The following is a 24,774-nucleotide window of genomic DNA, read 5'->3' as shown; positions in this document are numbered from 1 at the left end:
ATGACTTTTGAGTACGCACCCGCACCGGAGTCCCGCTCCGTCGTCGACATCGCCCCCAGCTACGGCCTGTTCATCGACGGCGAGTTCGCCGAGGCGGCCGACGGCAAGGTCTTCAAGACGGTCAGCCCGTCCACGGAGGAGGTCCTCTCCGAGATCGCCCAGGCGGGCGAGGCGGACGTGGACCGCGCGGTGAAGGCAGCCCGCAAGGCGTTCGAGAAGTGGTCGGCGCTGCCGGGCGCGGAGCGCGCGAAGTACCTGTTCCGGATCGCGCGGATCATCCAGGAGCGCAGCCGCGAGCTCGCGGTCCTGGAGACGCTGGACAACGGCAAGCCGATCAAGGAGACGCGCGACGCGGACCTCCCGCTGGTGGCGGCGCACTTCTTCTACTACGCGGGCTGGGCGGACAAGCTCGGCCACGCGGGCTTCGGCCCGAACCCGGCGCCGCTGGGCGTCGCGGGCCAGGTCATCCCGTGGAACTTCCCGCTGCTGATGCTGGCGTGGAAGATCGCCCCGGCGCTGGCGACAGGCAACACGGTCGTCCTGAAGCCGGCCGAGACGACCCCTCTGTCCGCGCTCTTCTTCGCGGACATCTGCCGCCAGGCGGGCCTGCCCAAGGGTGTGGTGAACATCCTCCCGGGCTACGGCGACGCCGGCGCGGCGCTCACGGCGCACCCCGACGTGAACAAGGTGGCGTTCACCGGCTCCACCGCGGTGGGCAAGGCGATCGCCCGCCAGGTGGCCGGCACGGGCAAGAAGGTCACGCTCGAACTGGGCGGCAAGGGCGCGAACATCGTCTTCGACGACGCGCCCGTCGACCAGGCGGTCGAGGGCATCGTCACGGGCATCTTCTTCAACCAGGGCCAGGTCTGCTGCGCGGGCTCGCGCCTCCTGGTCCAGGAGTCGGTGGCCGACGAGGTGCTGGACGCGCTGAAGCGCCGCCTCACCACCCTGCGCCTGGGTGACCCGCTGGACAAGAACACCGACATCGGCGCGATCAACTCCGCGGAGCAGCTCGCGAGGATCAAGACGCTCGCGGACACGGGCGAGGCCGAGGGCGCGGAGCGCTGGTCGGCGCCGTGCGAACTCCCGGACAGCGGCTACTGGTTCGCGCCGACGCTCTTCACGAACGTCACGCAGGCGCACACGATCGCGCGGGACGAGATCTTCGGCCCGGTGCTGTCCGTCCTCACGTTCCGCACTCCGGAGGAGGCGGTGGCGAAGGCGAACAACACGCAGTACGGGCTCTCGGCCGGCATCTGGACGGAGAAGGGCTCGCGCATCCTCTCGGTCGCGAACAAGCTCCGGGCGGGCGTCGTCTGGGCCAACACGTTCAACAAGTTCGACCCGACCTCGCCGTTCGGCGGCTACAAGGAGTCGGGTCACGGCCGCGAGGGCGGCCGCCACGGCCTGGAGGCATACCTCGATGTCTGAGCGACTCACAGTCCTGAAGACCTACAAGCTGTACGTGGGCGGGAAGTTCCCGCGTTCCGAGAGCGGCCGGGTGTACGAGGTGTCGGACTCGAAGGGCAAGTGGCTGGCGAACGCCCCGCTGTCGTCCCGCAAGGACGCGCGTGACGCGGTCGTGGCGGCGCGCAAGGCGTTCGGCGGCTGGGCGGGCGCGACGGCGTACAACCGCGGGCAGGTGCTCTACCGCGTGGCGGAGATGCTGGAGGGCCGCCGCGACCAGTTCGTGCGGGAGGTGGCGGACGCCGAGGGCCTGTCGAAGTCCAAGGCGGCGGCCGTCGTGGACGCGGCGATCGACAGGTGGGTCTGGTACGCGGGCTGGACGGACAAGATCGGCCAGGTCGTGGGCGGGGCGAACCCGGTCGCGGGCCCGTTCTTCAACCTGTCCACGCCCGAGCCGACCGGAGTGGTGGCCGTGCTGGCCCCACAGGAGTCGTCGTTCCTGGGCCTGGTCTCGGTGATCGCCCCGGTGATCGCGACGGGCAACACGGCCGTGGTGATCGCGAGCGAGACGTCCCCGCTGCCGGCGCTGTCGCTCGGCGAGGTGCTCGCCACGTCCGACGTGCCGGGCGGTGTCGTGAACGTCCTGTCCGGCAGGACGGCGGAGATCGCCGCGCCGCTGGCCGCGCACCAGGACGTGAACGCGATCGACCTGACGGGCGCGGACGCCGACCTGGCCCGTGACCTGGAGATCGCGGCGGCGGACAATCTGAAGCGCGTACGCCGTCCCCAGGCTGTGGACACGGACTGGACGACGGACCCGGGCACGGACCGGCTCACGTCGTTCCTCGAGACCAAGACGGTGTGGCACCCGACGGGTTCACTCGGCGCATCGGGCTCTTCGTACTAGGCCCACCCACAGCCGACCCCGCCCCGAAACCCGAAACCCCGGCCCTCCTCCGTCCAGGAGGGCCGGGGTTTCGTCATGTCGTCGGCACTTCGTCATGTCGTCGGCCACACGATGCGGACCCCGAGCCGCGCGGCGATCCCGTCGTCAGGCGTCCTGGGGTCTTTCGTTCGGGTCGGACGAACCCAACCTGCTCCGAACGAGAGGCCCTAGCCCGGAAGCAGAGAGCTGGCCGGACCGACCAGGGGGAGGTCGGCGAGGGCGCCGCCCTTGGCCAGGGGGCCGGTCGCGACGGCCGTGGTCACCGGCTTGAAGTCGGCGACCTGGGTGCCGACCGCGTTGTCGAGCGGATCGACCCCGGTACCGGAGAGCGGGTTGAGCTTCAGGTGCTTGACCGGGGCGAGACCCCCGTTCGCAGCGGTCCCGAGCGCCCCCGCCACCGCTCCCCCGGCCGCCGCCGCGTCGAGGTCGCCGACCGGCGAGGCGAGAGGCACGGCGGCGGGCTCCGCCGCACCGGCGCTCACCGCACCCCCGCCGAGCGCCGCCCCCGCGGCGGTGAGGGTGAGCCCCGCGCGCATCAGCGCACGCTGGGCCGTCGAGGACTTCTTCGCTGAGTGTCGTGCCATGAAGTGCCGCCCGTTTCCGGTACCGGCGGCCGGTTGGCCCGCCGCCGCAGATCGAGTAATCGTACGCGTACGCAGAGTAGTTGAGGCGCGGCTGTGCCACAAAGGCCGACCCGCAGGGTCCACCGGGGGCGGAGGATGCAGCACACTGGTGTCTCGTGAGTTCCCATCCCTCGATACCGACCCGGGTCGTCCTGCTGGCAGGTCCTTCCGGCTCCGGCAAGTCGTCGTTCGCGTCCCGCTCCGGGCTCCCCGTGCTGTGCCTGGACGACTTCTACAAGGAGCACGACGACCCCACGCTGCCGCAGGTGCCGGGCAGCTCGGACATCGACTGGGACTCGCCCCACTCCTGGGACACGGAGACGGCCGTCGCCGCGATCGCCGAGCTGTGCCGCACGGGCCGCACCCGCGTTCCCGTCTACGACCTCGCGACCAGCTCGCGGGTGGGCGAGGAGACGCTCGACATCGAGCGCACGCCGCTGTTCATCGCGGAGGGCATCTTCGCCGCGGACATCGTGGAGCGCTGCCGGGATCTCGGCCTGCTCGCCGACGCGCTGTGCCTGCGCGGCCGCCCGTCCACGACGTTCCGCCGCCGGCTGCTGCGGGACCTCAGGGAGGGCCGCAAGTCCGTGCCGTTCCTGCTGCGCCGCGGCTGGCGCCTGATGCGCGCGGAGCGCGGCATCGTGGCCCGCCAGACGGCGCTCGGCGCGCACGCGTGCGGCAGGGAGGAAGCCCTCGGCCGCCTGGCCGCGGCCGCCGCGGGCCGTTGCGTGAAGGCCCGCGCCCAGGCGTGAGCCGCCCGCACATCCCGTACGCATGAGAAGCGGGACCGGAGAGACCCCCCGGCCCTCCGGTCCCGCTTCATTCCCCCGTGAAGATCCCCCGTGATCCCCCCGGTACCGCTCCCCCGTACGACCGTCGCGTCCCCCCGGAGCGACGGCCCGCCCCCCGCCTTCAGGCCACCAGCTCGCCGAAGGACTCCTCCAGGTCACGGCCGAAGCTGAGGACCTCGTCCTCGCGCAGCCGACGCAGGGAGCGCCAGATGCTGGACTTCACCGTGCCGACACTGATGTCGAGGATGTCCGCGATCTCGGGGTCCGTACGACCCTCGTAGTACCGCAGGACGAGCATCGTGCGCTGCAGTTCGGGGAGGCGGGCCAGGGCCTGCCAGAGAACCGCGCGCAGCTCCGTGCCGCGCATCGCGTCCGTGTCGCCCGCCGTCTCCGGCAGTTCCTCGGTCGGGTACTCGTTCAGCTTGCGGCGGCGCCACGCGCTGATGTGCAGATTGGTCATGGTGCGGCGGAGGTAGCCCCCGACCGCCGCCTTGTCGCTGATCCTGTCCCAGGCGCGGTACGTCGAGAAGAGGGCGCTCTGGAGCAGATCCTCGGCCTCGAACCGGTCACCGGTCAGGTGGTAGGCGGTTGCGTACAGGGAGGCGCGGCGTTCCTGTACGTAGGCCGTGAACTCGGCCTCCGACAGGGACTTCTCCCGCTCCCCCGATTCCTCCCCGTACGCGGCTCCCCCGTCGGATACCGCCTGGTTCGCGTCAACCACCGTCATGTACGTGGTGTGTTGACGCCCGGCGCCGCGAGCGCACCCCCGCCCGCTCACGGCACCGGACAACTCGTGCTTCCCGGAACCGGGACTCCGCACGAGAGCGTCATGAAGACGTGTGACAACTGCGCCAGTGGTGGTGCTGTGCAGCGTGTTCATCTCGCGCCCCCCGTCGTGGAGTCTCGGTTTCCCGTGGCTCGTAAGGACTTGCGTCCTTGCGATGTCCAAAAGCTTGCCCGGGTCACTTCATGACGGTGTCCGTCGACTGTCACAGACCTGTCACAGGGCTCGGCTGTGTGCGAGTCGTGTGCGGATGGGGCCCGATGCCCCCTCATTACGAGCTTGGGAGCGCTCCAACGGTCGAACTTGAGCCGCGCCATGGGACAGAATGACGTCTGTGCCTTCCCTGTTGCTGATCGAGGACGACGACGCCATCCGAACGGCCCTGGAGCTGTCCCTAACGCGCCAGGGCCATCGGGTTGCCACCGCTGCCACCGGCGAGGACGGTCTGAAGCTGTTGCGTGAGCAGCGGCCGGACCTGATCGTGCTGGATGTGATGCTGCCCGGCATCGACGGGTTCGAGGTGTGCCGGCGCATCCGGCGCACGGACCAGTTGCCGATCATCCTGCTCACGGCGCGCAGCGACGACATCGACGTGGTGGTCGGGCTGGAGTCCGGCGCCGACGACTACGTCGTGAAACCGGTGCAGGGGCGGGTGCTCGACGCCCGGATCCGCGCGGTGCTCCGGCGGGGCGAGCGGGAGGCGAACGACGCGGCGTCGTTCGGCAGTCTCGTCATCGACCGGGCCGCGATGACGGTCACGAAGAACGGTGAGGACCTCCAACTGACGCCCACGGAACTGCGGTTGCTCCTGGAGCTGAGCCGCAGGCCGGGCCAGGCGCTGTCGCGCCAGCAACTGCTGCGTCTGGTGTGGGAGCACGACTACCTCGGTGACTCGCGGCTCGTCGACGCGTGTGTGCAGCGGCTGCGCGCGAAGGTCGAGGACGTTCCGTCGTCACCGACGCTGATCCGTACGGTGCGCGGGGTCGGCTACCGGCTGGACACGCCTCAGTGACTGATGCGCACGACCGGCTGCGGGGGTGGGCCGCGGCGAAGAAGGCGATACTCGCCGGCCTGCGCTTCACGAGCCTGCGGCTGCGGCTCGTCGTCGTCTTCGCCCTGGTGGCGCTGACCGCGGCGGTGTCGGCCTCGGGGATCGCGTACTGGCTCAACCGCGAGGCGGTGCTGACCCGGGCGCAGGACGCGGCGCTCAGCGACTTCCAGCAGGAGATGCAGAACCGCGCCGCGGCGCTGCCCGAGCATCCGACACAGGGCGAGTTGCAGCATGCCGCGAACCTGATGGCGAGCAGCAGTCAGCACTTCAGCGTGCTGCTGATCAGCGACGACAAGAACGGCCGGCGGATCGCGGGCAACTCCGACCTGGACGCGATCACGCTGGCCGAGGTGCCGCGTTCGCTGCGGGACGCGGTGAACAGGGAGCAGCCCCTCACGGACGGCAACAAGCACCCGTACCACCTGTACTGGCAGCGGATCGTCAGCAATGACACGCCGTATCTGGTCGGCGGGGCGCGGGTGATCGACGGGGGGCCGACGGGCTACATGCTCAAGTCCCTGGAGCCGGAGGCGAAGGATCTCAACTCCCTTGCCTGGTCGCTCGGGATCGCGACGGCGCTCGCGCTGATCGGTTCGGCGCTGCTCGCGCAGGCCGCGGCGACGACGGTGCTCAAGCCGGTGCACCGGCTCGGGCGGGCGGCCCGGCGGCTCGGGGAAGGGAAGCTGGACACGCGTCTGCGGGTCTCCGGCACGGATGAACTGGCCGATCTTTCCCGGACGTTCAACCGGACCGCGGAGAATCTGGAGAAGAAGGTCGCCGACATGAGCGCGCGCGAGGAGGCGTCGCGGCGCTTCGTCGCCGACATGTCGCACGAGCTGCGTACGCCGCTGACCGCGATCACCGCGGTGACGGAGGTCCTCGAGGAGGAGCTCGACGCGGAGACCGGTTCGGTCGACCCGATGATCGAGCCGGCCGTGCGCCTCGTGGTGAGCGAGACGCGCCGGCTGAACGACCTGGTGGAGAACCTGATGGAGGTGACCCGTTTCGACGCGGGCACCGCCCGGCTCGTCCTCGACCACGTCGACATCGCCGACCAGATCACGGCCTGCATCGACGCCCGCGCCTGGCTCGACGCGGTGGATCTGGACGCGGAGCGCGGCATCATGGCCCGCATCGACCCGCGCCGCCTCGACGTCATCATGGCGAACCTGATCGGGAACGCGCTCAAGCACGGCGGCTCGCCGGTGCGGGTGTCCGTGCGGCTCGCGGACTCGGAGCTGGTGATCGAGGTGCGTGACCACGGGCCCGGCATCCCGCAGGACGTGCTCCCGCATGTCTTCGACCGGTTCTACAAGGCGAGCGCGTCGAGGCCGCGTTCGGAGGGCAGCGGGCTCGGGCTCTCGATCGCCCTGGAGAACGCGCACATCCACGGCGGCGAGATCACGGCCGCCAACTCCCCTGAGGGCGGCGCCGTGTTCACGTTCCGGCTGCCGCTCGACGCGTCACCACTGACGCTGCCGCCCGACGACGAGGGCGCCGTCGGTGGCGGTTCCGGTGAGGAGGGCGGCGCGTGATGACCACACGCAAGGCAGGACGGCGTTGCGCGGTGCTGGGTACGGCGTTTCTCGCCGTGCTGCTCGCCGGGTGCGGGATCAGGCCGACGGAGGTGCCGACGGACTTCGGGGCCGCGCCCTCGCGGGTGCCGTGCACGCTGTCGGGGCCGGATCTGGGGTCGCGCTCGGGCGGCGAGTTCGCCGTGCAGGTGTATCTGGTCTGTACGTCACAGCTGGTGAGCGTCGACCGGTCGGTGACCCTGCCGAAGGGGCAGGGCGCCTCGGACCGGGTGCGGCTCGCGCAGGCGCTGCTCGACGAGCTGGAGCAGTCTCCGGTCGGCGCCGAGCGGCAGGCGGGGTACACCACGGACGTCAGGCCCGGGATGACCGTCTCGGGGCCGGGCAAGGGCGACCCGGACAACGCGCTGCGGCTGAGCGTCCCGCCGGACGACCTCTCGCCGTACGCGCTGGCCCAGATCGTGTGTACGTATGCGAACGGCGGGGCCGCGGCCAAGGACGACAAGGTCGTGCTCGGCGGGCCGGGTGACGACGCGCTGCGCGCGTACGACTGTTCCCCGGAGATGCGGACGCGGCCGGGGCTCGTCCCGGCGCCCGCCGAGACGGTCGGCTGACCGGGGCGGGCGCGGTTGTCGCGGGCGGACGCCGGCGACGCGGAACCGATCGTCCCGCCGTCCGCGTCTTGGGGGGCGTGCAGCGCCATCGCCCGGGCGGCTCCAAGGCCGCCATCCGCTTCCGTACGGCAGGGATAGTCCTCCTTGCCGCGCATCTGCTTCTCGTCTGCTGGATCACGCTGCGACCACTGGACGTGCCGTGGGTCAGCGCCGCGAACCTGCATCCGTTCGCGGGGATCAGGGCGGATCTCGCGCTCGGCCCGGCGGAGGCGGTGCGGCGGATCGGCAAGGAACTGCTGCTGCTCGCCCCGCTGGGGGTGCTGCTGCCGATCGCCGGGGGGCGGCTCGTCGTCTCGCCGCTGGGTTCGCTGGTGCGTACGGTCGCCGCCGGAGCGCTGCTCTCGCTCGGCATCGAACTGCTGCAGACCGGGGTGCCGGGGCAGGTCGTGGACATCGACTCGCTGTTCCTGAACACGCTGGGCGTGGCCCTCGCGCACGCGGCCGTGGTGCCGACCCTCAGGGGCAGGCTCCGCCGCAGGACCGAGGCCACCCCCCTCCCGCGGGAGGAGCCGTCTCAGGGGCGGACCCCGACGATTTCCAGGGTCGGCGTCGCCCCGTGAGCTGACGCTTCGCCCCGTTCGTCACCGTAGCTTTGAAGACATCAAAGGCGTCCCGGCCGTCCCGGCCAAGGGGGCGCCTCACCGCTACGGTTCGCGAAGGAGCCCACCATGACCGCCCTTGCCCGCCCCACGAACGGACGGATGATCGGCGGAGTGTGCGCAGCGCTGGCAAGGCGCTTCGGCACCTCCGCGACGACGATGCGCGTGATCTTCGTGCTCTCGTGTCTGCTTCCCGGCCCCCAGTTCCTGCTGTACATCGCGCTGTGGATCCTGCTGCCGAGCGAGGGCAAGGTCCGCCAGGCGTGGTGACGACGGCGTCCGCAGGCTGATGTACGACAGGGAGGGGCGGCCCCCCCCCGCGGGGGGGGGCCCCCCCCCCTGTGTCCGTGCGTGTGCCGTGTCGGGTGGGTCAGCCGACGGGCAGGGCGCCGCCGGCGGGCAGCGACTTGACGGGCAGGCCGCCGAGGAGCCCGGAGACCGGGCTGCTGCCGTCGGTGGGGAGGGCCTTCTGGACGGCGGGCAGGGCGGCGTTCAGGCCACCGGCGGCGGCGTTCTTGCCGGCGGTCAGGGACTCGGTGCCGGCGGGCAGGACCTGCGCGACCTTCTCGGCGGGGAGCGTGCCGGTCACGGTGTTCAGGGCGGAGCCCGCGTCCGGGAGGGCGGGGGCGGCGGACGCGGCACCGGCGCCCGCGGCGGCGAAGGCGGCACCGAGAGCGGCGACACCGAGGGTCTTGACAGCAGACTGCTTCATTATGAAATGAGTCCTCGTGAACGGGGGCTTGAGCGGTCCACGACCGTAAACATGTGTCAGGGCGCGTTGCAAACAGCGAAATAAACGCGGAAGCGGCCGGGAGTTAATACTCCCGGCCGCTCAGGATTCGCACAAAGAGGCGTTACTGCGCGACAGAACCCCTGGTCGAGGAGGTCTGACGGAACAGCCATTCGGATTTCAACTCGGCATACCCCGGCTTGATCACGTCATTGATCATGGCCAGTCGTTCATCGAAAGGAATGAATGCTGATTTCATCGCATTGACAGTGAACCACTGCATGTCGTCGAGCGTGTAGCCGAAAGCATCGACCAGGTGCTCGAACTCGCGGCTCATGCTGGTGCCCGACATGAGGCGGTTGTCCGTGTTCACCGTGGCACGGAAGTGCAGCTTACGGAGCAGGCCGATGGGGTGGGCCTCGTAGGAGTCGGCGGCGCCCGTCTGGAGGTTGGAGCTCGGGCACATCTCCAGGGGGATGCGCTTGTCGCGCACGTAGGAGGCGAGGCGGCCGAGTTCGACCGTGCCGTCGTCCTGGACCTTGATGTCGTCGATGATCCGCACGCCGTGGCCGAGACGGTCGGCGCCGCACCACTGGAGCGCCTGCCAGATGGAGGGCAGGCCGAAGGCCTCGCCCGCGTGGATCGTGAAGTGGTTGTTCTCGCGCTTGAGGTACTCGAAGGCGTCGAGGTGGCGGGTGGGAGGGAAGCCGGCCTCGGCGCCCGCGATGTCGAAGCCGACGACTCCGGTGTCGCGGTAGCGGTTGGCGAGTTCGGCGATCTCCAGGGCGCGGGCCGCGTGCCGCATGGCGGTGAGCAGGGCGCCCACGCGGATGCGGTGGCCGTTGGCCTTGGCGCGCCGCTCGCCTTCCCGGAAGCCCGAGTTGACCGTCTCGACGACCTCTTCGAGGGTGAGGCCCTGCTCGAGGTGCTGCTCGGGGGCGTAGCGGATCTCGGCGTAGACGACGCCGTCCTCGGCGAGGTCCTCGGCGCACTCGGCGGCGACCCGGAACAGCGCCTCGCGGGTCTGCATGACGGCGCAGGTGTGGGCGAAGGTCTCCAGGTAGCGCTCGAGGGAGCCGGAGTCGGCGGCCTCGCGGAACCAGATGCCGAGCTTGTCGGGGTCGGTCTCGGGGAGGTTCTCGTACCCCTGCTCCAGGGCGAGTTCGACGATGGTGCCGGGGCGAAGCCCGCCGTCGAGGTGGTCGTGCAGCAGCACCTTGGGAGCGCGAACGATCTGCGCCGGGGTCGGAATCTGCGAGTTTCCACTGGTCTGGCTCGTCATTTCGGCACTCTAACGCCTACGCGCGTAGATACCGCGTGGCGTCCGCCTGTCGATACGTAACAGTGACCCTGCGGACGGGTGGCGTACACCGGGCCTTCTGACACTGTTCTGTCATGGGACAGCAAGCGACGACGGTCCGTGAGGCCCGGCTCGGGAAGGCGGTGGGGGCCGTCCCCACTACGGTGAGCGGTGTGGTCCTGCTGCTTCCCGCGGGCGCGGAGACCTCCGCGCGCAGACCGTCACCGCTGGCCTCGGCGACCGTACGGACCCTGGGGCGCGCCCTCGCGCGCGACGGACGGCGGGACGGCCTTGCGGCACATGTCGTGCACTACCGCGGCCGCGGCTGGAACGGCGCGCAGGCACAGCTCGCGCGTGACGCCGACTGGGCGGCGGACGAGGCCGTGCGGCGCTACGGCGACGTCCCGGTCTGCCTCGTCGGGGTCGACATGGGCGCCCGCGCGGCGCTGCACGCGGGCGGGCACAGCGCCGTCAACTCGGTTCTCGCGCTCGCCCCTTGGCTGCCCGAGGAGGACGTCGCGGCGCCCCTCGAACCGGTGAAACAGCTCGCGGGCCGCCGCGTCATGATCGTGCACGGCACGAACGACGAGCGCACGGATCCCGAGCTGTCGTTCCGCCTGGCCGCCCGCGCGAAGAAGTCCAACCGCGACATCTGCCGTTTCGAGGTGCACTCCGACGGTCACACGCTCCACCAGCACCGCACCGAGGTCCACGCCCTGGCCCGCGACTTCGTGCTCGGCTCGCTCTTCGGGCGGGCGTTCTCGCGCCCGGTGCAGGACGCGCTCGCCGCGCCTCCGCCGCTGGGGCTGCGGATGCCGCTGGCCTCGGGCTTCGGCAGGTCCCTCGGGCGGTGACTACTCCTCCGCGCGGGTCCACTCGGAGAGCAGCTTGCCGCGCCGGGAGAGCAGGAACTTCTTGAACGCGGCGACCGGCGGGGTGTCGGGATGCCCGTCGAGCCAGGCCACGCCGATCTCGCGTACCGCCCGCTGACCGGTCACCGTCAGCTCCACAACTCCTGGGCGCGGTACGGCGGGTGGCGGCAGGAGCGCCACGCCGAGGCCCGCCGCGACCAGGCCGCGCAGGGTCTCCGTCTCCTCGCCCTCGAAGGCGATGCGCGGCTTGAACCCCGCCTCCGTGCACAGGCCGTCGGTGATGCGGCGCAGCCCGTAACCAGGTTCGAGGGTCACGAACGTCTCATCGGCCGCCTCCGCGAGACGGACGCGCTTGCGGCCCGCGAGGCGGTGGTCGTCGGGGACGACCAGACGCAGGCGCTGCTCGTCGAGGCGGCGCGCGACGAGGCCGGGCGCGTCGGGGATGGGAGAGGTGAGGCAGAGGTCGAGCTCGCCGGCGCGCAGGCGCTCCAGCATCGCCTCGCCGTAGTTCTGGACGAGGCTGAAGCGGATGCCCGGATGGTCGGCGCGGAAGGCGCGGATCAGGCCGGGGACGGTCTCGGAGCCCATGGTGTGCAGGAAGCCGAAGGCGACCTTGCCCGACGCGGGGTCGGCGTCGGCCCGTACCGACTCGGCGGCGCGGCCGACCTCGGCGAGCGCCTTGTCGACGGACGCGAGGAACGTGCGGCCCGCCGGGGTGAGCGAGACGGTGCGGCCGTGGCGCGCGAACAACTCCACGCCGAGGTCCTGTTCGAGGCGGACGAGGGCGCGCGACAGCGTCGACTGGGGGATCCCGAGCTCGTGGGCGGCCCGCGTGACGTGCTCGGTACGGGCGACCGCGGCGAAGTACGACAGGCGTGGCGCGAGCGTCTTCACGATGTCTTCTGTGTCACTGGACGGTGACAGGCGATCCTCTGAACTCTGCTTATGCGCCATGGGATCGATTATGCCGTTTTCATGCATTGGACGCATGAAACAGGGGGGCCTACGTTCGAGACATGCCTCCTGCCAGTAGCGGGGCGACCGCCACCCACACGGTCGCCGCCCGTAAGCCGTCGTCCCCCGAAGCCCCCGACACCCGTCTGAACCCGGGCGGTCCCGGCTACCGCCGGATGAGTTTCGCCCTCTTCCTGGCCGGGGTCGCGACCTTCGCCCTGCTCTACTCCACGCAGGCCCTGCTCCCCCTCGTCTCCGCGGACTTCGGCGTCAGCGCGAGCGCCGCGAGCTGGTCGGTGTCCGGCGCTACGGGCGCGCTCGCCCTGTGTGTCCTGCCGCTGAGCGCCCTGTCGGAGCGGTTCGGGCGGCGCACCGTGATGACGGCGTCCCTGTCGGTGGCGGTCGCGGTCGGCCTGCTCGTGCCGTTCGCGCCCTCGCTCGGCGCGCTGATCGCGCTGCGGGCGCTCCAGGGCGCCGCTCTCGCCGGTCTGCCGGCGTCCGCGATGGCGTATCTCGCGGAGGAGGTGCGGCCCAAGGCGCTGGTCGCCGCGATCGGCCTGTTCGTGGCGGGCAACTCCATCGGCGGAATGAGCGGCCGGGTCATCACCGGGTGGGTCGCGCAGGAGTGGGGCTGGCGCGCGGCGGTCGGCACGATCGGCGTGATCGCCGTGGCGTGCGCGGTCGCGTTCCGGCTGCTGCTGCCCCAGCCGCGGCACTTCACCTCCGGCTCGCTGCGGCCGCGGGTGCTGGCCCGCACGGTGCGCGGGCACCTCGCGAACCCGCTTCTGTGCCGCCTGTACGTGATCGGCGCCCTGTTCATGACGGTCTTCGGCGCCGTGTACACGGTGATCGGCTACCGGCTCACGGCCGCGCCGTTCTCGCTCCCGCAGGGCATCATCGGCTCGATCTTCCTCGTGTACCTGGTGGGTACGGTCTCCTCGGCCGCGGCCGGCAAGCTCGTCGCGCGGCTCGGGCGGCGCGGGGCGCTGTACCTGGCGGTGGGCACGACGGCGTCCGGGCTGCTGCTCTCGCTCGGCGACTCGATCATCATGGTGCTGCTCGGCCTCGTCCTGATCACGGCGGGCTTCTTCGCGGGGCACGCGGTGGCGTCGTCCTCGGTCAGCCACACGGCGACGCACGGGCGGGCGCAGGCGTCCGCGCTGTACCAGTCCGTGTACTACATCGGCTCGAGCGTGGGCGGCACGCTCGGCGCGGTGGCCTTCCACGCGGGCGGCTGGGCCGGGACCGTGGCCCTCGGCCTGGTGGCGGTGCTCGGCGTCGTGTCGGTGACCCTGTGGGGCTCGCACGCGGCGCGCGTGCAGCAGCGGCAGACGCTCGTGGCGGCGCACTGACCCCGTCCGAATCTTGCTGACAACGGCCCCCGGACCGGCGTATTTCGCCGGTCCGGGGGCCGTTGTCAGTGCGCTGCGGTAGCTTCCGAGGTGCTGGGACTTGCATGGACTTTCGGGACTTGCCAGAAGCCACGGGCGGGGTGTGGACATGAGTGACATCGCAGGGACGACCACTGAACTGGACGTCCGTCTCGAGAAGTACCGGGTCGAGCTGACCGGGTACTGCTACCGGATGCTGGGCTCGTCCTTCGAGGCCGAGGACGCGGTGCAGGACACGATGGTCCGCGCCTGGCGCAGCTTCGACAAGTTCGAGGGGCGCTCCAGCCTGCGGTCCTGGCTGTACCGCATCGCGACGAACGTCTGCCTGGACATGCTGAACGCGGGCAACAAGCGGGCCCGCCCGATGGACCTGACGGCGGCGGCGCCGCTGGCGCAGGCGGCGCTCACGCCCCGGCCGGACAACGTGTGGCTGGAGCCGATGCCGGACGCGCGCGTGCTGCCGACCGTGCACGACCCCGCGGAGGCGGCGGTGGCGCGGGAGTCGGTACGCCTGGCCTTCGTGGCGGCGCTCCAGCAGCTGCCCGCCAAGCAGCGGGCCGTGCTCATCCTGCGCGAGGTCCTGGCCTGGAAGGCGCAGGAGGTCGCCGAGCTCCTCGACACGTCGGTGGCGTCGGTGAACAGCGCGCTCCAGCGGGCCCGCGCCACGCTCGCCGAGGCCCCGGTCGAGACGAAGGGCGCCGACAGTGAGCTGGACGAGGAGCACCAGGCGCTCCTCGAGCGCTATGTCGCCGCGTTCGAGGGGTACGACATGAAGGCCCTCACGGCGCTGCTCGCCGAGGACGCCATCATGACCATGCCGCCGTTCGACCTGTGGCTGCGCGGCACGCCGGACATCACGGGCTTCATGACGACGATCGGCGCCTCATGTGCCGACAGCCGGCTGGTGCCCGTCGAGGCCAACGGCTCGCCCGCGTTCGCCCACTACAAGCCCGACCCGGACAACGGCGGCTTCGCGCCGTGGGCCGTCCAGGTCCTGGAGGTCTCAGAGGGCCGGATCACCGGACTCCACTGCTTCCTGGACACGGCCCGCTATTTCCCGCTGTTCGGTCTGCCGCTCCATCTCGACGACCAGCCCGCCCAGGCCGGGCAGGCCGACCAGCTGAAGCAGGGCCCACAGGGCGGGGGACGGATCGCGCAGCAGCAGTCCTGACCCGGCCCTGCGGGCGGCGAGCTGCATCCGGGCGAGCGCGTCCACGGTGGCGAGGTCGGCCGTGGTGACGGCCGCGAGGTCGCAGACGACGTCGCGCGCGGGGGCGCGGGCGCACGCCGTGCGCACCTGGTCGCACAGGTGCGGCACGTCGTCGCGGCGCAGGGGGCCTGCGAGAGCCAGGTCGGGAAGTCGGGAAGCAGCCACGCAAGGGAGACCTGCCCGGCGGCGGGAACTCATCGGCGGTCGGGCCACGTGCCGGGTGCCGTGCATCACGTTCCCCGTGTGTCGCGCGCATCACGTTGACCCCACGTCGGCCGCCCTCCGACGCTATGGGGATGCTCCTTGATCGCGTACCTGCTCAGCCGTCCGCACGACGCCGGCAGGGCGCATCGTGACAGGGGTGCTGAACGGGTTCGCCGTCATCGCGGTGGTCATCGCCATCGGCTTCCTGATCGGGAAGCGCGGCTATCTCGGGGACAACGGCCGCGAGGTCCTCACCAAGCTAGCCTTCCATGTCGCCACGCCCGCGCTCCTGTTCACCACGCTCGCGAAGGCCGACCTCTCGGTGATCCTGTCGCCGCGGCTGCTGGTGACGGCGCTGAGCACGGCGGCGGCCGCCGGGGTGTTCGTCGCGGTGGGCGTCACGCGCCGGTGGGGCGTGGGGCGGACGACGATCGGCGCCCTGTGCTCCAGCTACGTCAATTCGGGGAACCTCGGCATCCCCATCGCCGTGTACGTTCTCGGCGACGCCTCGCTGGTCGCGCCCGTGCTGCTCTTCCAGCAGATCGTGGTGACGCCGATCGCGATGACGGTCCTCGATCTGTCGGAGGCCGGGGAGACGCAGTCGCTGTGGCGGCGGCTCGTCACACCACTGCGCAACCCGATCGCGGTCGGCGCGCTCGCGGGCGTGATCGTGGCGGCGACGGGGTGGACGGTGCCGGGGCCGGTCTTCAACCCGGTCGATCTGATCGGCAAGATGTCCGTGCCGGTGGTGCTGCTCGCGTACGGGATCTCGCTGTGCGGGAGTTCGCTGCCGGCCCGGCGCGGTTCGGATCGGGTCCCGGTGCTGCTGTCGGTGGCCCTGAAGTCGGTGGGCCAGCCCGCGGTGGCGTGGGTACTCGCGGCGGGCGTCTTCGGCCTGCGGGGCGCGTCACTCCTGGACGTGGTGGTGACGTCGGCACTCCCGGCCGCGCAGAACCTCTTCACGTACGCCTCGCGCTACCACGTCGCCGAGAAACTGGCGAGGGAGTCGATCCTGCTGTCGACGCTGGCGTCGGTGCCGGCGCTGGTGGTCGTCGCGGCGCTGCTGGGGTGAGCCGAACGGGACCGGCGGAGGTCCGCCGATCCCGTTCGTCCGTGCCAGGAAACCCGGAGAAACCCCAGGTCAGCCGATGCGCTCCCGCACGACAGGCGTGGCCTCGAACGTCGTCCCCGGGGCCGCGATGTCGTACGAGCCCTCGACGGACTCAAGTGCGTACCCGAAGCGCTCCGGCGTGTCGGTGTGCAGGGTCATGAGCGGCTGGCCCTCCGTCACCGAGTCGCCCGGCTTGGCGTGGAGTTCGACGCCGGCGGCGGCCTGCACCACGTCCTCCTTGCGGGCGCGGCCCGCGCCGAGGCGCCAGGCGGCGACGCCGATGTCGTACGCGTCGAGACGGGTCAGGACGCCGGACTTCCCGGCCACCACCACCTGCTGCTCACGGGACGTGGGCAGCGCCGCGTCCGGGTCGCCGCCCTGCGCGGCGATCATGCGGCGCCAGACGTCCATCGCGGAGCCGTCGGCCAGAGCCTTCGCCGGGTCGGCGTCCTTGATGCCCGCCGCGTCGAGCATCTCGCGGGCCAGGGCGAGAGTGAGCTCGACGACGTCGGCGGGGCCGCCGCCCGCCAGCACCTCGACGGACTCGCGGACTTCGAGCGCGTTGCCGGCGGTGAGGCCGAGAGGCGTCGACATGTCGGTGAGCAGGGCGACCGTGCGCACGCCGCTGTCGGTACCCAACTCGACCATCGTGGAAGCGAGTTCGCGGGCGTCCTCGATCGTCTTCATGAACGCGCCGGTGCCGACCTTCACGTCGAGGACGAGCGAGCCGGTGCCCTCGGCGATCTTCTTCGACATGATCGAGGAAGCGATGAGCGGGATCGCCTCGACGGTGCCGGTGACGTCGCGCAGCGCGTAGAGCTTCTTGTCGGCGGGGGCGAGCCCGTCACCGGCCGCGCAGATCACGGAGCCGACGGTGTCGAGGACGTTCAACATCTCGTCGTTGGACAGCAGGGCGCGCCAGCCGGGAATGGACTCCAGCTTGTCGAGCGTGCCGCCGGTGTGGCCGAGGCCGCGGCCGGAGAGCTGCGGGACGGCGGCGCCGCACGCGGCGACCAGCGGGGCGAGCGGCAGCGTGATCTTGTCGCCGACGCCTCCGGTGGAGTGCTTGTCGGCGGTCGGGCGGGACAGGGACGAGAAGTCCATGCGCTCGCCGGAGGCGATCATCGCGGCGGTCCAGCGGGCGATCTCCGTACGGTTCATGCCGTTGAGGAGGATCGCCATGGCGAGCGCCGACATCTGCTCGTCGGCGACGACGCCGCGCGTGTACGCGTCGATGACCCAGTCGATCTGCTCGTCGCTGAGTTCGCCCCGGTCCCGCTTGGTCCGGATGACGGAGATGACGTCCATGGCGTTGTCCTTCCGCAGGTGGCAGCAGGCCGACTCTACGCGCATAGAGCGACCCGTTGAAAGCGGCCCCGCCCAACTGGGCGGGGCCTTCGGTCAGTTGAGGTGCTGGGGTCCGAACGCGTCGGGGAGCATCTCGCCGAGCGGGCGGATCCCCGACGTCGTCTCCAGGAGCAGCTCGGGCCCCCCGAACTCGTACAGGAGCTGGCGGCAGCGGCCGCACGGCATCAGGATCTCGCCCTTGCCGTCCACACACGTGAAGTGCGTCAGGCGGCCGCCGCCGGTCAGCTGGAGCTGCGAGACGAGCCCGCACTCGGCGCACAGGCCGAGCCCGTACGACGCGTTCTCGACGTTGCAGCCCGACACGGTGCGGCCGTCGTCCACGCGGGCCGCGGCGCCGACCGGGAAGGCCGAGTACGGCACGTACGCGCGGGACATGGCCTCGCGGGCCGCCTCCCTGAGTGCTTCCCAGTCGGCTTCCGTCACTTGCCCTGGCCCTTCCGGTAGCGCATGCCGTCGGCCTTGGGCATCCGCAGCCGCTGCGCGGACAGCGAGAGCACCAGAAGGGTGACGACATACGGGGTGGCGCCGACGAAGTCGCCGGGCACCTCATCCGTCAGGAGGTACCAGACCAGGACGACCAGGGCAATCACCGCGCTGATCGTGGCCTGGATCATGGCCTTGCGGTACGCCTTCCAGCCCGCCAGGAGGGCGAGCAGGACGACCAGCAGGAGCAGCAGCGCGTGGACGGTCTCGCCGCCGTTGCGCAGCTGGAGCGCGTCGGAGAAGCCGAACAGGCCCGCGCCCATGGCGAGTCCGCCGGGCCGCCAGTTGCCGAAGATCATGGCGGCGAGGCCGATGTAGCCGCGCCCGCCGGTCTGGCCCTCCAGATAGCTGTGCGAGGTGACCAGCGCGAGGAACGCGCCGCCGAGACCCGCGAGTCCGCCGGAGATGGCGACGGCCGCGTACTTGTGCGCGTACACGTTCACGCCGAGGGACTCGGCCGCGACCGGGTTCTCGCCGCAGGAGCGCAGGCGCAGGCCGAACGAGGTGCGCCACAGCACCCACCAGCTGCCCACGAAGAGCAGCACGGCGAGGATCGTGATCACGGAGACGTTGGTGACCAGGCCGCCGAGGATGCCGGCGAGGTCGGAGACCAGGAACCAGTGGTGCTGCTCGATGGAGTGCAGCCCGCTGGACAGGCCCGGGATCGTGACGTCGCCCAGTGACTCGGCGGGCGGCGACTGCTTGGGGTTGCCGCCCTTGGTCGCGGGCTCGCCTTCGGCGAAGAACAGCTTGGCGAGGTACTGGGTGGCGCCCAGGGCGAGGAGGTTGACGGCCACACCGGAGACGATGTGGTCGACGCCGAACGTGATGGTGGCGACGGCGTGGATCAGACCGCCGAGGACACCGAAACCGATGCCGCAGACGAGGCCGAGCCACGGGCTGGTCTGCCAGCCGAGCCAGCCGGCGCCGAACGTGCCGAGGATCATCATGCCTTCGAGGCCGATGTTGACCACGCCGGCCCGCTCCGACCACAGGCCCGCGAGGGCCGCGAGGCCGATGGGCACGGCGAGTCCGAGCGCGGCGCTGATCTGGCCGCCGGAGGTGAGCTGGTCGGCGCCCGTGATGACGCGGACGGCGGAGACCAGGAACAGCGCGCCGACGACGATCATCAGGGTCTGGCCCGTGGAGAGCCGGCCGCGCGCCTTCCTGGCGCCGCTCACCGCGGGGGCCGCGGGAGGCGGGGTGTCGGTCTTCGTGGCGCTCATCCGGCCACCTCCTGCTTGTCGGTGCGGACGGCGGCGGCCTGCGCGGCGAGCTCGGCGCCGACCCGCTGCTGCTGGCGCTTGAGCCCGTAGCGGCGTACGACCTCGTAGGCGATCACGACGCACAGGACGATGACGCCCTGGATCACGCCGAGGATCTCCTTGTCGTAGCCCTGGAACTCCAGGTGGTTGGTGGTGCGCTCCAGAAAGCCCCACAGCAGGGCGCCGAGCGCGATGCCGACCGGGTGGTTGCGGCCGAGCAGCGCGATGGCGATGCCCGTGAAGCCGAGGCCCACCGGGAAGCTGTTGTCGTACTGGTGACTGTCGTTGAGCAGCGTCGGCATGCCGACCAGACCGGCCACGGCACCCGAGATGATCATGCTGGTGGCGACCATCTTCTTGACGCTGACACCGCTCGCGGCGGCGGCCGACTCGGACTGGCCGACCGTGCGCAGGTCGAAGCCGAAGCGGGTGCGGCCGAGCACGAACCAGTACGCGATGCCGACGAGCACGGCGATCACGATGAAGCCCCAGACCTGGCCGGCCGGTCCCATGTCGATCGTGAAGAAGTGCGAGGACTCGGCCAGCGGCTTGGTGGAGACCAGGGTGCCCGCCTCGTCGAGCTGGCCGAGCTGCTCGGGCTGGAGGAGGTAGGCGATGATCGCGGTCGCGATCGAGTTGAGCATGATCGTCGAGATGACCTCGCTGACGCCGCGGGTCACCTTGAGGATGCCCGCGATGGCGGCCCACAGGGCACCGGTCGCCATCGCGGCGAGCATGATCAGCGGGATGGAGAGCCAGCCGGGCAGCGTGAGCGCCCCGCCTAGCACGGCGGCGACGAACGCGGCGAGGCGGTACTGGCCGTCGACACCGATGTTGAACAGGTTCATGCGGAAGCCGATGGCCACCGCGACACCCGCGAGGTAGTACGTCGTCGCCTTGTTGAGGATGTAGACCTGGCTGTCGCTCGCGGAGCCGTAGGTCACCATGTCGCTGAACGCGGCGAAGGGGTCCTTGCCGGTCGCCGCGATGATCACGGCGGTGACGACGAGCGCGGCGATGATCGCCAGGAGCGGGGCGGCGACCGCGAGGATCAGCCGCTCCTTGTCGATCCGGGACTTGCCCCGGGATATCAGTGTCTTCATCGGGCGTCCCCGCCTTCGGCGTCTTCCGTGTGCTGGAGGTGGCCGGAGGCCGCACCGGTCATGGCGGAGCCCAGCTCCTCCGGGGTGATGGTGGCGGGGTCGGCGTCGGCGACCAGGCGGCCGCGGTACATCACCCGCAGGGTGTCGGACAGGCCGATCAGCTCGTCCAGGTCGGCCGAGATGAGCAGCACGGCGAGGCCCTCACGGCGGGCGCGGCGGATCTGGTCCCAGATCTGGGCCTGCGCGCCGACGTCCACACCGCGGGTGGGGTGGGCGGCGATCAGCAGCTTGGGCGCGTGGCTCATCTCGCGGCCGACGATCAGCTTCTGCTGGTTGCCGCCGGACAGGGAGGCCGCGGTGACCTCGATGCCGGGGGTGCGGACGTCGTAGTCGCGCACGATGCGCTCGGTGTCGGCGCGGGCGGCCTTCAGGTCGAGCAGCCCGCGCTTGGAGTTGGGGCGCTCGGTGACATGGCCGAGGACCCGGTTCTCCCACAGCGGCGCCTCGAGGAGGAGGCCGTGGCGGTGCCGGTCCTCGGGGATGTACCCGACACCGGCTTCGCGGCGCTTGCGGGTGGGGGTCCGGGTGACATCGGCGCCGTCCAGGGCGACGGTGCCGCGGTCGGCGGTCCGCATGCCCATGATGGCCTCGACGAGTTCGGACTGGCCGTTGCCCTCCACGCCCGCGATGCCGAGGACTTCGCCGCGGCGGATGGTGAAGGTGACGTCGTCGAGGATGACGCGCTCGACGCCGTCCAGGTCGGTCTGCGTGAGGCGCACCCCTGCCAGGTGAAGCATCGGGGTGTCGGTGACCGTCGACTCCTCGGTCTCCGGCGAGGGCAGCTCGCTGCCGACCATCAGCTCGGCGAGCTGCTTGGTGCTGGTGTTCCTCGGGTCGGCCGTACCGACCGTCGTCCCGCGCCGGATGACGGTGATCTCGTCGGCGACGGAGAGCACCTCGCCCAGCTTGTGCGAGATGAAGATGACGGTGAGGCCCTCGGACTTGAGCTCGCGCAGGTTGTCGAAGAGCGCGTCGACCTCCTGCGGCACGAGGACCGCGGTGGGCTCGTCGAGGATCAGCGTCCGGGCGCCCCGGTAGAGGACCTTGAGGATCTCGACGCGCTGCCGGTCGGCGACCCCGAGCTCCTCGACGAGGACGTCGGGCCGCACCCCGAGGCCGTACGCCTCGGATATCTCACGGATCTTCGTACGCGCCTTGCCGCCGATGCCGTGCAGCTTCTCGGCGCCCAGGACGACGTTCTCCAGGACGGTGAGGTTGTCGGCCAGCATGAAGTGCTGGTGGACCATGCCGATGCCGCGCGCGATGGCGTCGGCGGGCGTGGCGAAGGTGACCTGGGTGCCGTCGACCGCGATGGTGCCCTCGTCCGGCTTCTGCATGCCGTAGAGGATCTTCATCAGGGTCGACTTGCCGGCGCCGTTCTCACCGCACAGGGCGTGGACGGTGCCCCGCCGTACGGTGATGTCGATGTCGCGGTTGGCGACGACGCCGGGAAAGCGCTTGGTGATGCCGCGCAGTTCGACGGCGGGAGGGCTGGACGCGTTGATGGCGCACTCTCCTCGGGGGACAGGACGTACGTACGGAAGGGGTGAACGGTCGCGCGGAGCCGCGCGGGGGCGCGTCGGCGACGGTAATACGCCAACTCTTAGCTACACGCGTAGAGTTGACACATTGTTATGGCCCGGCGAGGGGAAGCTTTCGCCACTCCCCCCGCCGAGCCAGGCCCTGGAGGGCCTCAGGTCACGGGGTGGTCTTGACCTTGACCTTGCCGCTCGCGATCTGCTCCTTGGCGGCGTCCAGCTTGGCCTGGATGTCGTCGATGTAGCCGCCGGAGGTGGCGAGCGAGACGCCGCCGTCCTTCAGGGCGTAGGTGTTGGTGCCGGTCTTCGGCGAACCGTCCTTGACCGACTTGATCAGGTCGAAGACGCCGATGTCGACGTTCTTGACGACCGAAGTCAGGATCGAGGACTTGTACTTGGCCAGACCCGGGATGTTGTACTGGTCCGAGTCGACGCCGATCGCCCAGGCGCCCTTCGTGCCGGAGACGGCCTCGATGGCACCGTTGCCGGAGGAGCCGGCCGCCGAGTAGACGACGTCGGCGCCCTTGTCGAGCATGCCCTGGGCGGCTTCCTTGCCCTTGTCCGGGGAGGCGAAGCCGGAGGTGTCCGAACCGTGGCTCAGGTACTGGACGTCGACCTTGATCTTCGGGTTCGTGGCCTTGACGCCCTGGACGTAGCCCGCCTCGAACTTCTTGATCAGCGGGACGTCGACGCCGCCGATGAAGCCGACGTGGTCCTTCTTCGTCTTCAGCGCGGCGGCGACGCCGGCCAGGTAGGAGCCCTGCTCCTCGGTGAAGACGATGGAGTCGGTGTTCTTGGCGTTCACCACGGAGTCGACGATGCCGAAGGTGGTCTTCGGGTACTTCGCGGAGACCTTGGTCATCGACGTGGCGTACGCGTAGCCGACCCCGATGATGGGGTTGTACCCGGCGTCGGCCAGGTCGGACAGGCGCTGCTCGCGGTCGGCCTCGGTGTCGGAGGTCTTGGCGGTCAGCTCCTTGAGGTCACCGCCGAACTCCTTCTTGGCCTTGTCGGCACCGCGCGCGGCGGAGTCGTTGAAGGAGTGGTCGCCCCGGCCGCCGACGTCGAAGGCGAGGCCGATCTTGACCCCGCCCTTCTTGCCGGAGTCCGACGACGAGCCCGAGGACTCGTTGTCCGAGGAAGTGCCGCCACATGCGGTGGCGGTGAGAGCGAGTGCCGCGGTGGCTATGCACGCAGCGGAGATTTTGGCTACCCGGCGCAAGGGAGGCTCCTTCGACCTGACCTGAGCGCCGGGCTTCCGGCGCTGGTTTTCGGACGGATCGTAACGCGCGTAGATGTCAGATAAAGGGCTGTTCCGCAGCCGTTATCGGATTGACGCGAACGCCGCCCGGCCGCCCGGTCTACGGGGCGTTACGGGGCTGGGTCGGGTGGGTTACGTGCCGCCCACACCGACCCTTGCCCCGCACCGGTTCACGCCCCCTGATCCCGCGCGGCCCCGTCCATCAGCGCCGCCGCCGTGAACAGCTCCACCCCTACCGTGATCGCCGACTCGTCCGCGTCGAAGTCGCCCTGGTGCAGGTCGCGTCCGCCGCGCTCGCCGGGGGTGCGCACCCCGAGGCGGGCCATCGCGCCGGGGACGTGCTCCAGATACCAGGAGAAGTCCTCGCCGCCCAGGCTCTGAGCGGTGTCCTCGACGGAGTGGGCACCGCGGCGCAGGATCATCGCCGCCGTCAGGAGGTCCGTGACCTCCGGGTCGTTGACCACGGGCGGCACCCCGCGGATGTAGTTGATCTCCGACTTGGCGCGGTAGAGGTCGGCGATCTCCTGGATCGCCCCGTGCACCAGGTCGGGCGCCTGCCGCCACGCCTCCAGGTCGAGGCAGCGGACGGTGCCCGACAGCTCGGCGTGCTGCGGGATCACGTTGCACGCGTGGCCGGATTCGATACGGCCCCAGGTCACGGCCAGGCCCGACCGGGCGTCGATGCGGCGGGCGACGAGCGCGGGGACCTCGGTGGCCACCTTCGCGGCGGCGGTCACGAGGTCGGTGGTGAGGTGGGGGCGCGCGGTGTGCCCGCCGGGCCCGTCGAGCGCGACCTCCAGACGGTCGCAGGCGGAGGTGATCGCGCCCTGCCGCAGTCCGATCCGGCCCGCGTCGACCTTCGGGTCGCAGTGCACGCCGATGATCGACCCGACCCCTTCGAGGACGCCCGACTCGATGGCGTCGGGGGCGCCGCCGGGCAGCACCTCCTCGGCGGGCTGGAAGATCAGGCGTACGGGGTGCGGGAGCCGGCCCTGCCGGTGCAGCTCGGCGAGGACCAGGCCCGCCCCGAGCACGACCGTCGTGTGCACGTCGTGACCGCAGGCGTGGGCCCGGCCGGGCACGGTGGAGCGGTAGGCGCAGCTCGCCTTGGTGTCCGGGATGGGGAGCGCGTCGATGTCGGCGCGCAGGGCGAGCATGGGGCGCCCGCCCCGCCACTCCCCGTCCTCGGTGCCGATGTCACAGACGAGTCCGGTGCCGATGTCCAGGATGCGTGGCGTGAGTCCGGCCTTCTCGAGGCGGGCCCTGATCGCCGCCGTCGTGCGGAACTCCTGGTTGCCGAGCTCGGGGTGCATGTGCAAGTCGCGTCGGAAGGCGACCAGTTCGGCACGGAGCTCTTCGGACAGCGTGCCGGGCAGCGCTCCTGCGGTGACCGCTTCCGCGGGCTGACCGGCCTCGGACCCTCGGGACATCAATTGGTTCACCCTTTGAAGGGTAGGCCGGGGCAGGGGTCAACCGCCCCACGATCAACAAAAGTTCAACCGAATTGGGGTAAGAAA

At 70.9% G+C, this 24,774-nt stretch carries 24 protein-coding genes and 1 pseudogene; 12 read left to right on the top strand and 13 right to left on the bottom strand.

All coding sequences use genetic code 11. From position 1 onward, the window contains the following. Positions 1-1,431, top strand: coding sequence for an aldehyde dehydrogenase family protein (locus LGI35_RS27515; protein WP_227296937.1), 1,431 nt, complete (start codon positions 1-3; stop codon positions 1,429-1,431). Beyond that, positions 1,424-2,314, top strand: a complete 891-nt coding sequence (locus tag LGI35_RS27510; protein ID WP_227296936.1) for an aldehyde dehydrogenase family protein — start codon at positions 1,424-1,426, stop codon at positions 2,312-2,314. The genes LGI35_RS27515 and LGI35_RS27510 overlap by 8 nt, the downstream gene beginning before the upstream one ends. Positions 2,315-2,520: 206 nt before the next feature. Here LGI35_RS27510 and LGI35_RS27505 read toward each other — a convergent pair whose 3' ends face one another. After that, positions 2,521-2,937: a hypothetical protein gene (locus LGI35_RS27505; protein ID WP_227296935.1), complete on the bottom strand. Its 417-nt coding sequence runs from the start codon at positions 2,935-2,937 to the stop codon at positions 2,521-2,523. Between the two features lie 155 nt (positions 2,938-3,092). On the opposite strand from LGI35_RS27505, the gene LGI35_RS27500 reads away from it, so the two are divergent. After that, positions 3,093-3,728, top strand: coding sequence for a uridine kinase family protein (locus LGI35_RS27500; protein ID WP_227296934.1), 636 nt, complete (start codon positions 3,093-3,095; stop codon positions 3,726-3,728). Between the two features lie 160 nt (positions 3,729-3,888). Here LGI35_RS27500 and LGI35_RS27495 read toward each other — a convergent pair whose 3' ends face one another. Further along, the gene (locus tag LGI35_RS27495) at positions 3,889-4,647 is read right to left on the bottom strand and encodes a SigE family RNA polymerase sigma factor (RefSeq protein ID WP_227296933.1); all 759 of its coding nucleotides are present in this window, start codon (positions 4,645-4,647) and stop codon (positions 3,889-3,891) included. Between the two features lie 238 nt (positions 4,648-4,885). On the opposite strand from LGI35_RS27495, the gene afsQ1 reads away from it, so the two are divergent. The 5 genes from afsQ1 (at position 4,886) to LGI35_RS27470 (ending at position 8,677) form a co-directional block, all read left to right on the top strand. Then, positions 4,886-5,563: a two-component system response regulator AfsQ1 gene (afsQ1, locus tag LGI35_RS27490; RefSeq protein WP_030682803.1), complete on the top strand. Its 678-nt coding sequence runs from the start codon at positions 4,886-4,888 to the stop codon at positions 5,561-5,563. Continuing rightward, a complete protein-coding gene (locus LGI35_RS27485) occupies positions 5,560-7,137 on the top strand; it encodes a sensor histidine kinase (RefSeq protein WP_227296932.1) in 1,578 nt (525 codons plus the stop codon). The genes afsQ1 and LGI35_RS27485 overlap by 4 nt, the downstream gene beginning before the upstream one ends. Then, entirely contained in the window at positions 7,137-7,748 is a 612-nt protein-coding gene (locus LGI35_RS27480; protein ID WP_227296931.1) for a hypothetical protein, read from the top strand. The genes LGI35_RS27485 and LGI35_RS27480 overlap by 1 nt, the downstream gene beginning before the upstream one ends. A gap of 77 nt (positions 7,749-7,825) precedes the next feature. Further along, positions 7,826-8,368 carry a VanZ family protein gene (locus tag LGI35_RS27475; RefSeq protein ID WP_227296930.1) on the top strand — a complete coding sequence of 181 codons (543 nt, stop codon included), beginning with the start codon at positions 7,826-7,828 and terminating at the stop codon, positions 8,366-8,368. 108 nt (positions 8,369-8,476) lie between these two features. Further along, a complete protein-coding gene (locus LGI35_RS27470) occupies positions 8,477-8,677 on the top strand; it encodes a PspC domain-containing protein (protein WP_100594716.1) in 201 nt (66 codons plus the stop codon). Positions 8,678-8,777: 100 nt separating this feature from the next. Here the strand turns inward: LGI35_RS27470 and LGI35_RS27465 are convergent, their stop codons facing one another. Continuing rightward, the gene (locus LGI35_RS27465) at positions 8,778-9,119 is read right to left on the bottom strand and encodes an ATP-binding protein (RefSeq protein WP_227296929.1); all 342 of its coding nucleotides are present in this window, start codon (positions 9,117-9,119) and stop codon (positions 8,778-8,780) included. Positions 9,120-9,261: 142 nt separating this feature from the next. Further along, complete coding sequence (locus LGI35_RS27460) at positions 9,262-10,419, bottom strand: adenosine deaminase (protein ID WP_227296928.1); 1,158 nt, start codon at positions 10,417-10,419, stop codon at positions 9,262-9,264. Positions 10,420-10,532: 113 nt separating this feature from the next. Here LGI35_RS27460 and LGI35_RS27455 point away from each other — a divergent pair, with 113 nt between their 5' ends. After that, a complete protein-coding gene (locus LGI35_RS27455; protein WP_227296927.1) occupies positions 10,533-11,291 on the top strand; it encodes a prolyl oligopeptidase family serine peptidase in 759 nt (252 codons plus the stop codon). Here the strand turns inward: LGI35_RS27455 and LGI35_RS27450 are convergent, their stop codons facing one another. Beyond that, complete coding sequence (locus LGI35_RS27450) at positions 11,292-12,263, bottom strand: LysR family transcriptional regulator (protein WP_227296926.1); 972 nt, start codon at positions 12,261-12,263, stop codon at positions 11,292-11,294. A 62-nt stretch (positions 12,264-12,325) separates the two neighbouring features. Here LGI35_RS27450 and LGI35_RS27445 point away from each other — a divergent pair, with 62 nt between their 5' ends. Both LGI35_RS27445 and LGI35_RS27440 read left to right on the top strand, forming a co-directional pair. Continuing rightward, positions 12,326-13,615, top strand: a complete 1,290-nt coding sequence (locus tag LGI35_RS27445; RefSeq protein ID WP_227296925.1) for an MFS transporter — start codon at positions 12,326-12,328, stop codon at positions 13,613-13,615. Between the two features lie 148 nt (positions 13,616-13,763). Continuing rightward, the gene (locus tag LGI35_RS27440) at positions 13,764-14,825 is read left to right on the top strand and encodes a sigma-70 family RNA polymerase sigma factor (protein ID WP_227296924.1); all 1,062 of its coding nucleotides are present in this window, start codon (positions 13,764-13,766) and stop codon (positions 14,823-14,825) included. On the opposite strand, the pseudogene LGI35_RS27435 reads toward LGI35_RS27440, so the two are convergent. Then, positions 14,823-15,062: pseudogene (locus LGI35_RS27435) on the bottom strand (STAS domain-containing protein); the annotation flags it as partial. The gene LGI35_RS27440 and the pseudogene LGI35_RS27435 overlap by 3 nt on opposite strands. A 154-nt stretch (positions 15,063-15,216) precedes the next feature. On the opposite strand from LGI35_RS27435, the gene LGI35_RS27430 reads away from it, so the two are divergent. Next, positions 15,217-16,140, top strand: a complete 924-nt coding sequence (locus tag LGI35_RS27430; RefSeq protein ID WP_227296923.1) for an AEC family transporter — start codon at positions 15,217-15,219, stop codon at positions 16,138-16,140. Between the two features lie 69 nt (positions 16,141-16,209). On the opposite strand, the gene LGI35_RS27425 is transcribed toward LGI35_RS27430, so the two are convergent. The 7 genes from LGI35_RS27425 to LGI35_RS27395 form a co-directional block, all read right to left on the bottom strand. Beyond that, positions 16,210-17,487 (bottom strand): thymidine phosphorylase, encoded by a 1,278-nt coding sequence (locus tag LGI35_RS27425; protein ID WP_227296922.1) that lies wholly within the window; start codon positions 17,485-17,487, stop codon positions 16,210-16,212. A 93-nt stretch (positions 17,488-17,580) separates the two neighbouring features. After that, positions 17,581-17,970, bottom strand: coding sequence for a cytidine deaminase (locus tag LGI35_RS27420; RefSeq protein ID WP_116510695.1), 390 nt, complete (start codon positions 17,968-17,970; stop codon positions 17,581-17,583). Next, positions 17,967-19,256, bottom strand: a complete 1,290-nt coding sequence (locus tag LGI35_RS27415) for an ABC transporter permease (RefSeq protein WP_227296921.1) — start codon at positions 19,254-19,256, stop codon at positions 17,967-17,969. The genes LGI35_RS27420 and LGI35_RS27415 overlap by 4 nt, the downstream gene beginning before the upstream one ends. Further along, a complete protein-coding gene (locus LGI35_RS27410; protein WP_227296920.1) occupies positions 19,253-20,398 on the bottom strand; it encodes an ABC transporter permease in 1,146 nt (381 codons plus the stop codon). Before LGI35_RS27410 ends, LGI35_RS27415 begins: the two co-directional genes overlap by 4 nt. Further along, positions 20,395-21,963, bottom strand: coding sequence for an ABC transporter ATP-binding protein (locus tag LGI35_RS27405; protein ID WP_376221239.1), 1,569 nt, complete (start codon positions 21,961-21,963; stop codon positions 20,395-20,397). Before LGI35_RS27405 ends, LGI35_RS27410 begins: the two co-directional genes overlap by 4 nt. Positions 21,964-22,156: 193 nt before the next feature. Continuing rightward, entirely contained in the window at positions 22,157-23,218 is a 1,062-nt protein-coding gene (locus tag LGI35_RS27400; RefSeq protein ID WP_227296919.1) for a BMP family lipoprotein, read from the bottom strand. Between the two features lie 209 nt (positions 23,219-23,427). Next, the gene (locus LGI35_RS27395; protein WP_227300536.1) at positions 23,428-24,687 is read right to left on the bottom strand and encodes a M20 family metallopeptidase; all 1,260 of its coding nucleotides are present in this window, start codon (positions 24,685-24,687) and stop codon (positions 23,428-23,430) included. Between the last annotated feature and the right edge of the window lie 87 nt (positions 24,688-24,774).

The organism is Streptomyces longhuiensis, assembly GCF_020616555.1.
Classification (GTDB): domain Bacteria; phylum Actinomycetota; class Actinomycetes; order Streptomycetales; family Streptomycetaceae; genus Streptomyces; species Streptomyces longhuiensis.
The sequence above is the reverse complement of the archived record's forward strand: the minus strand, read 5'-3'. Positions and strand labels throughout refer to the sequence as shown.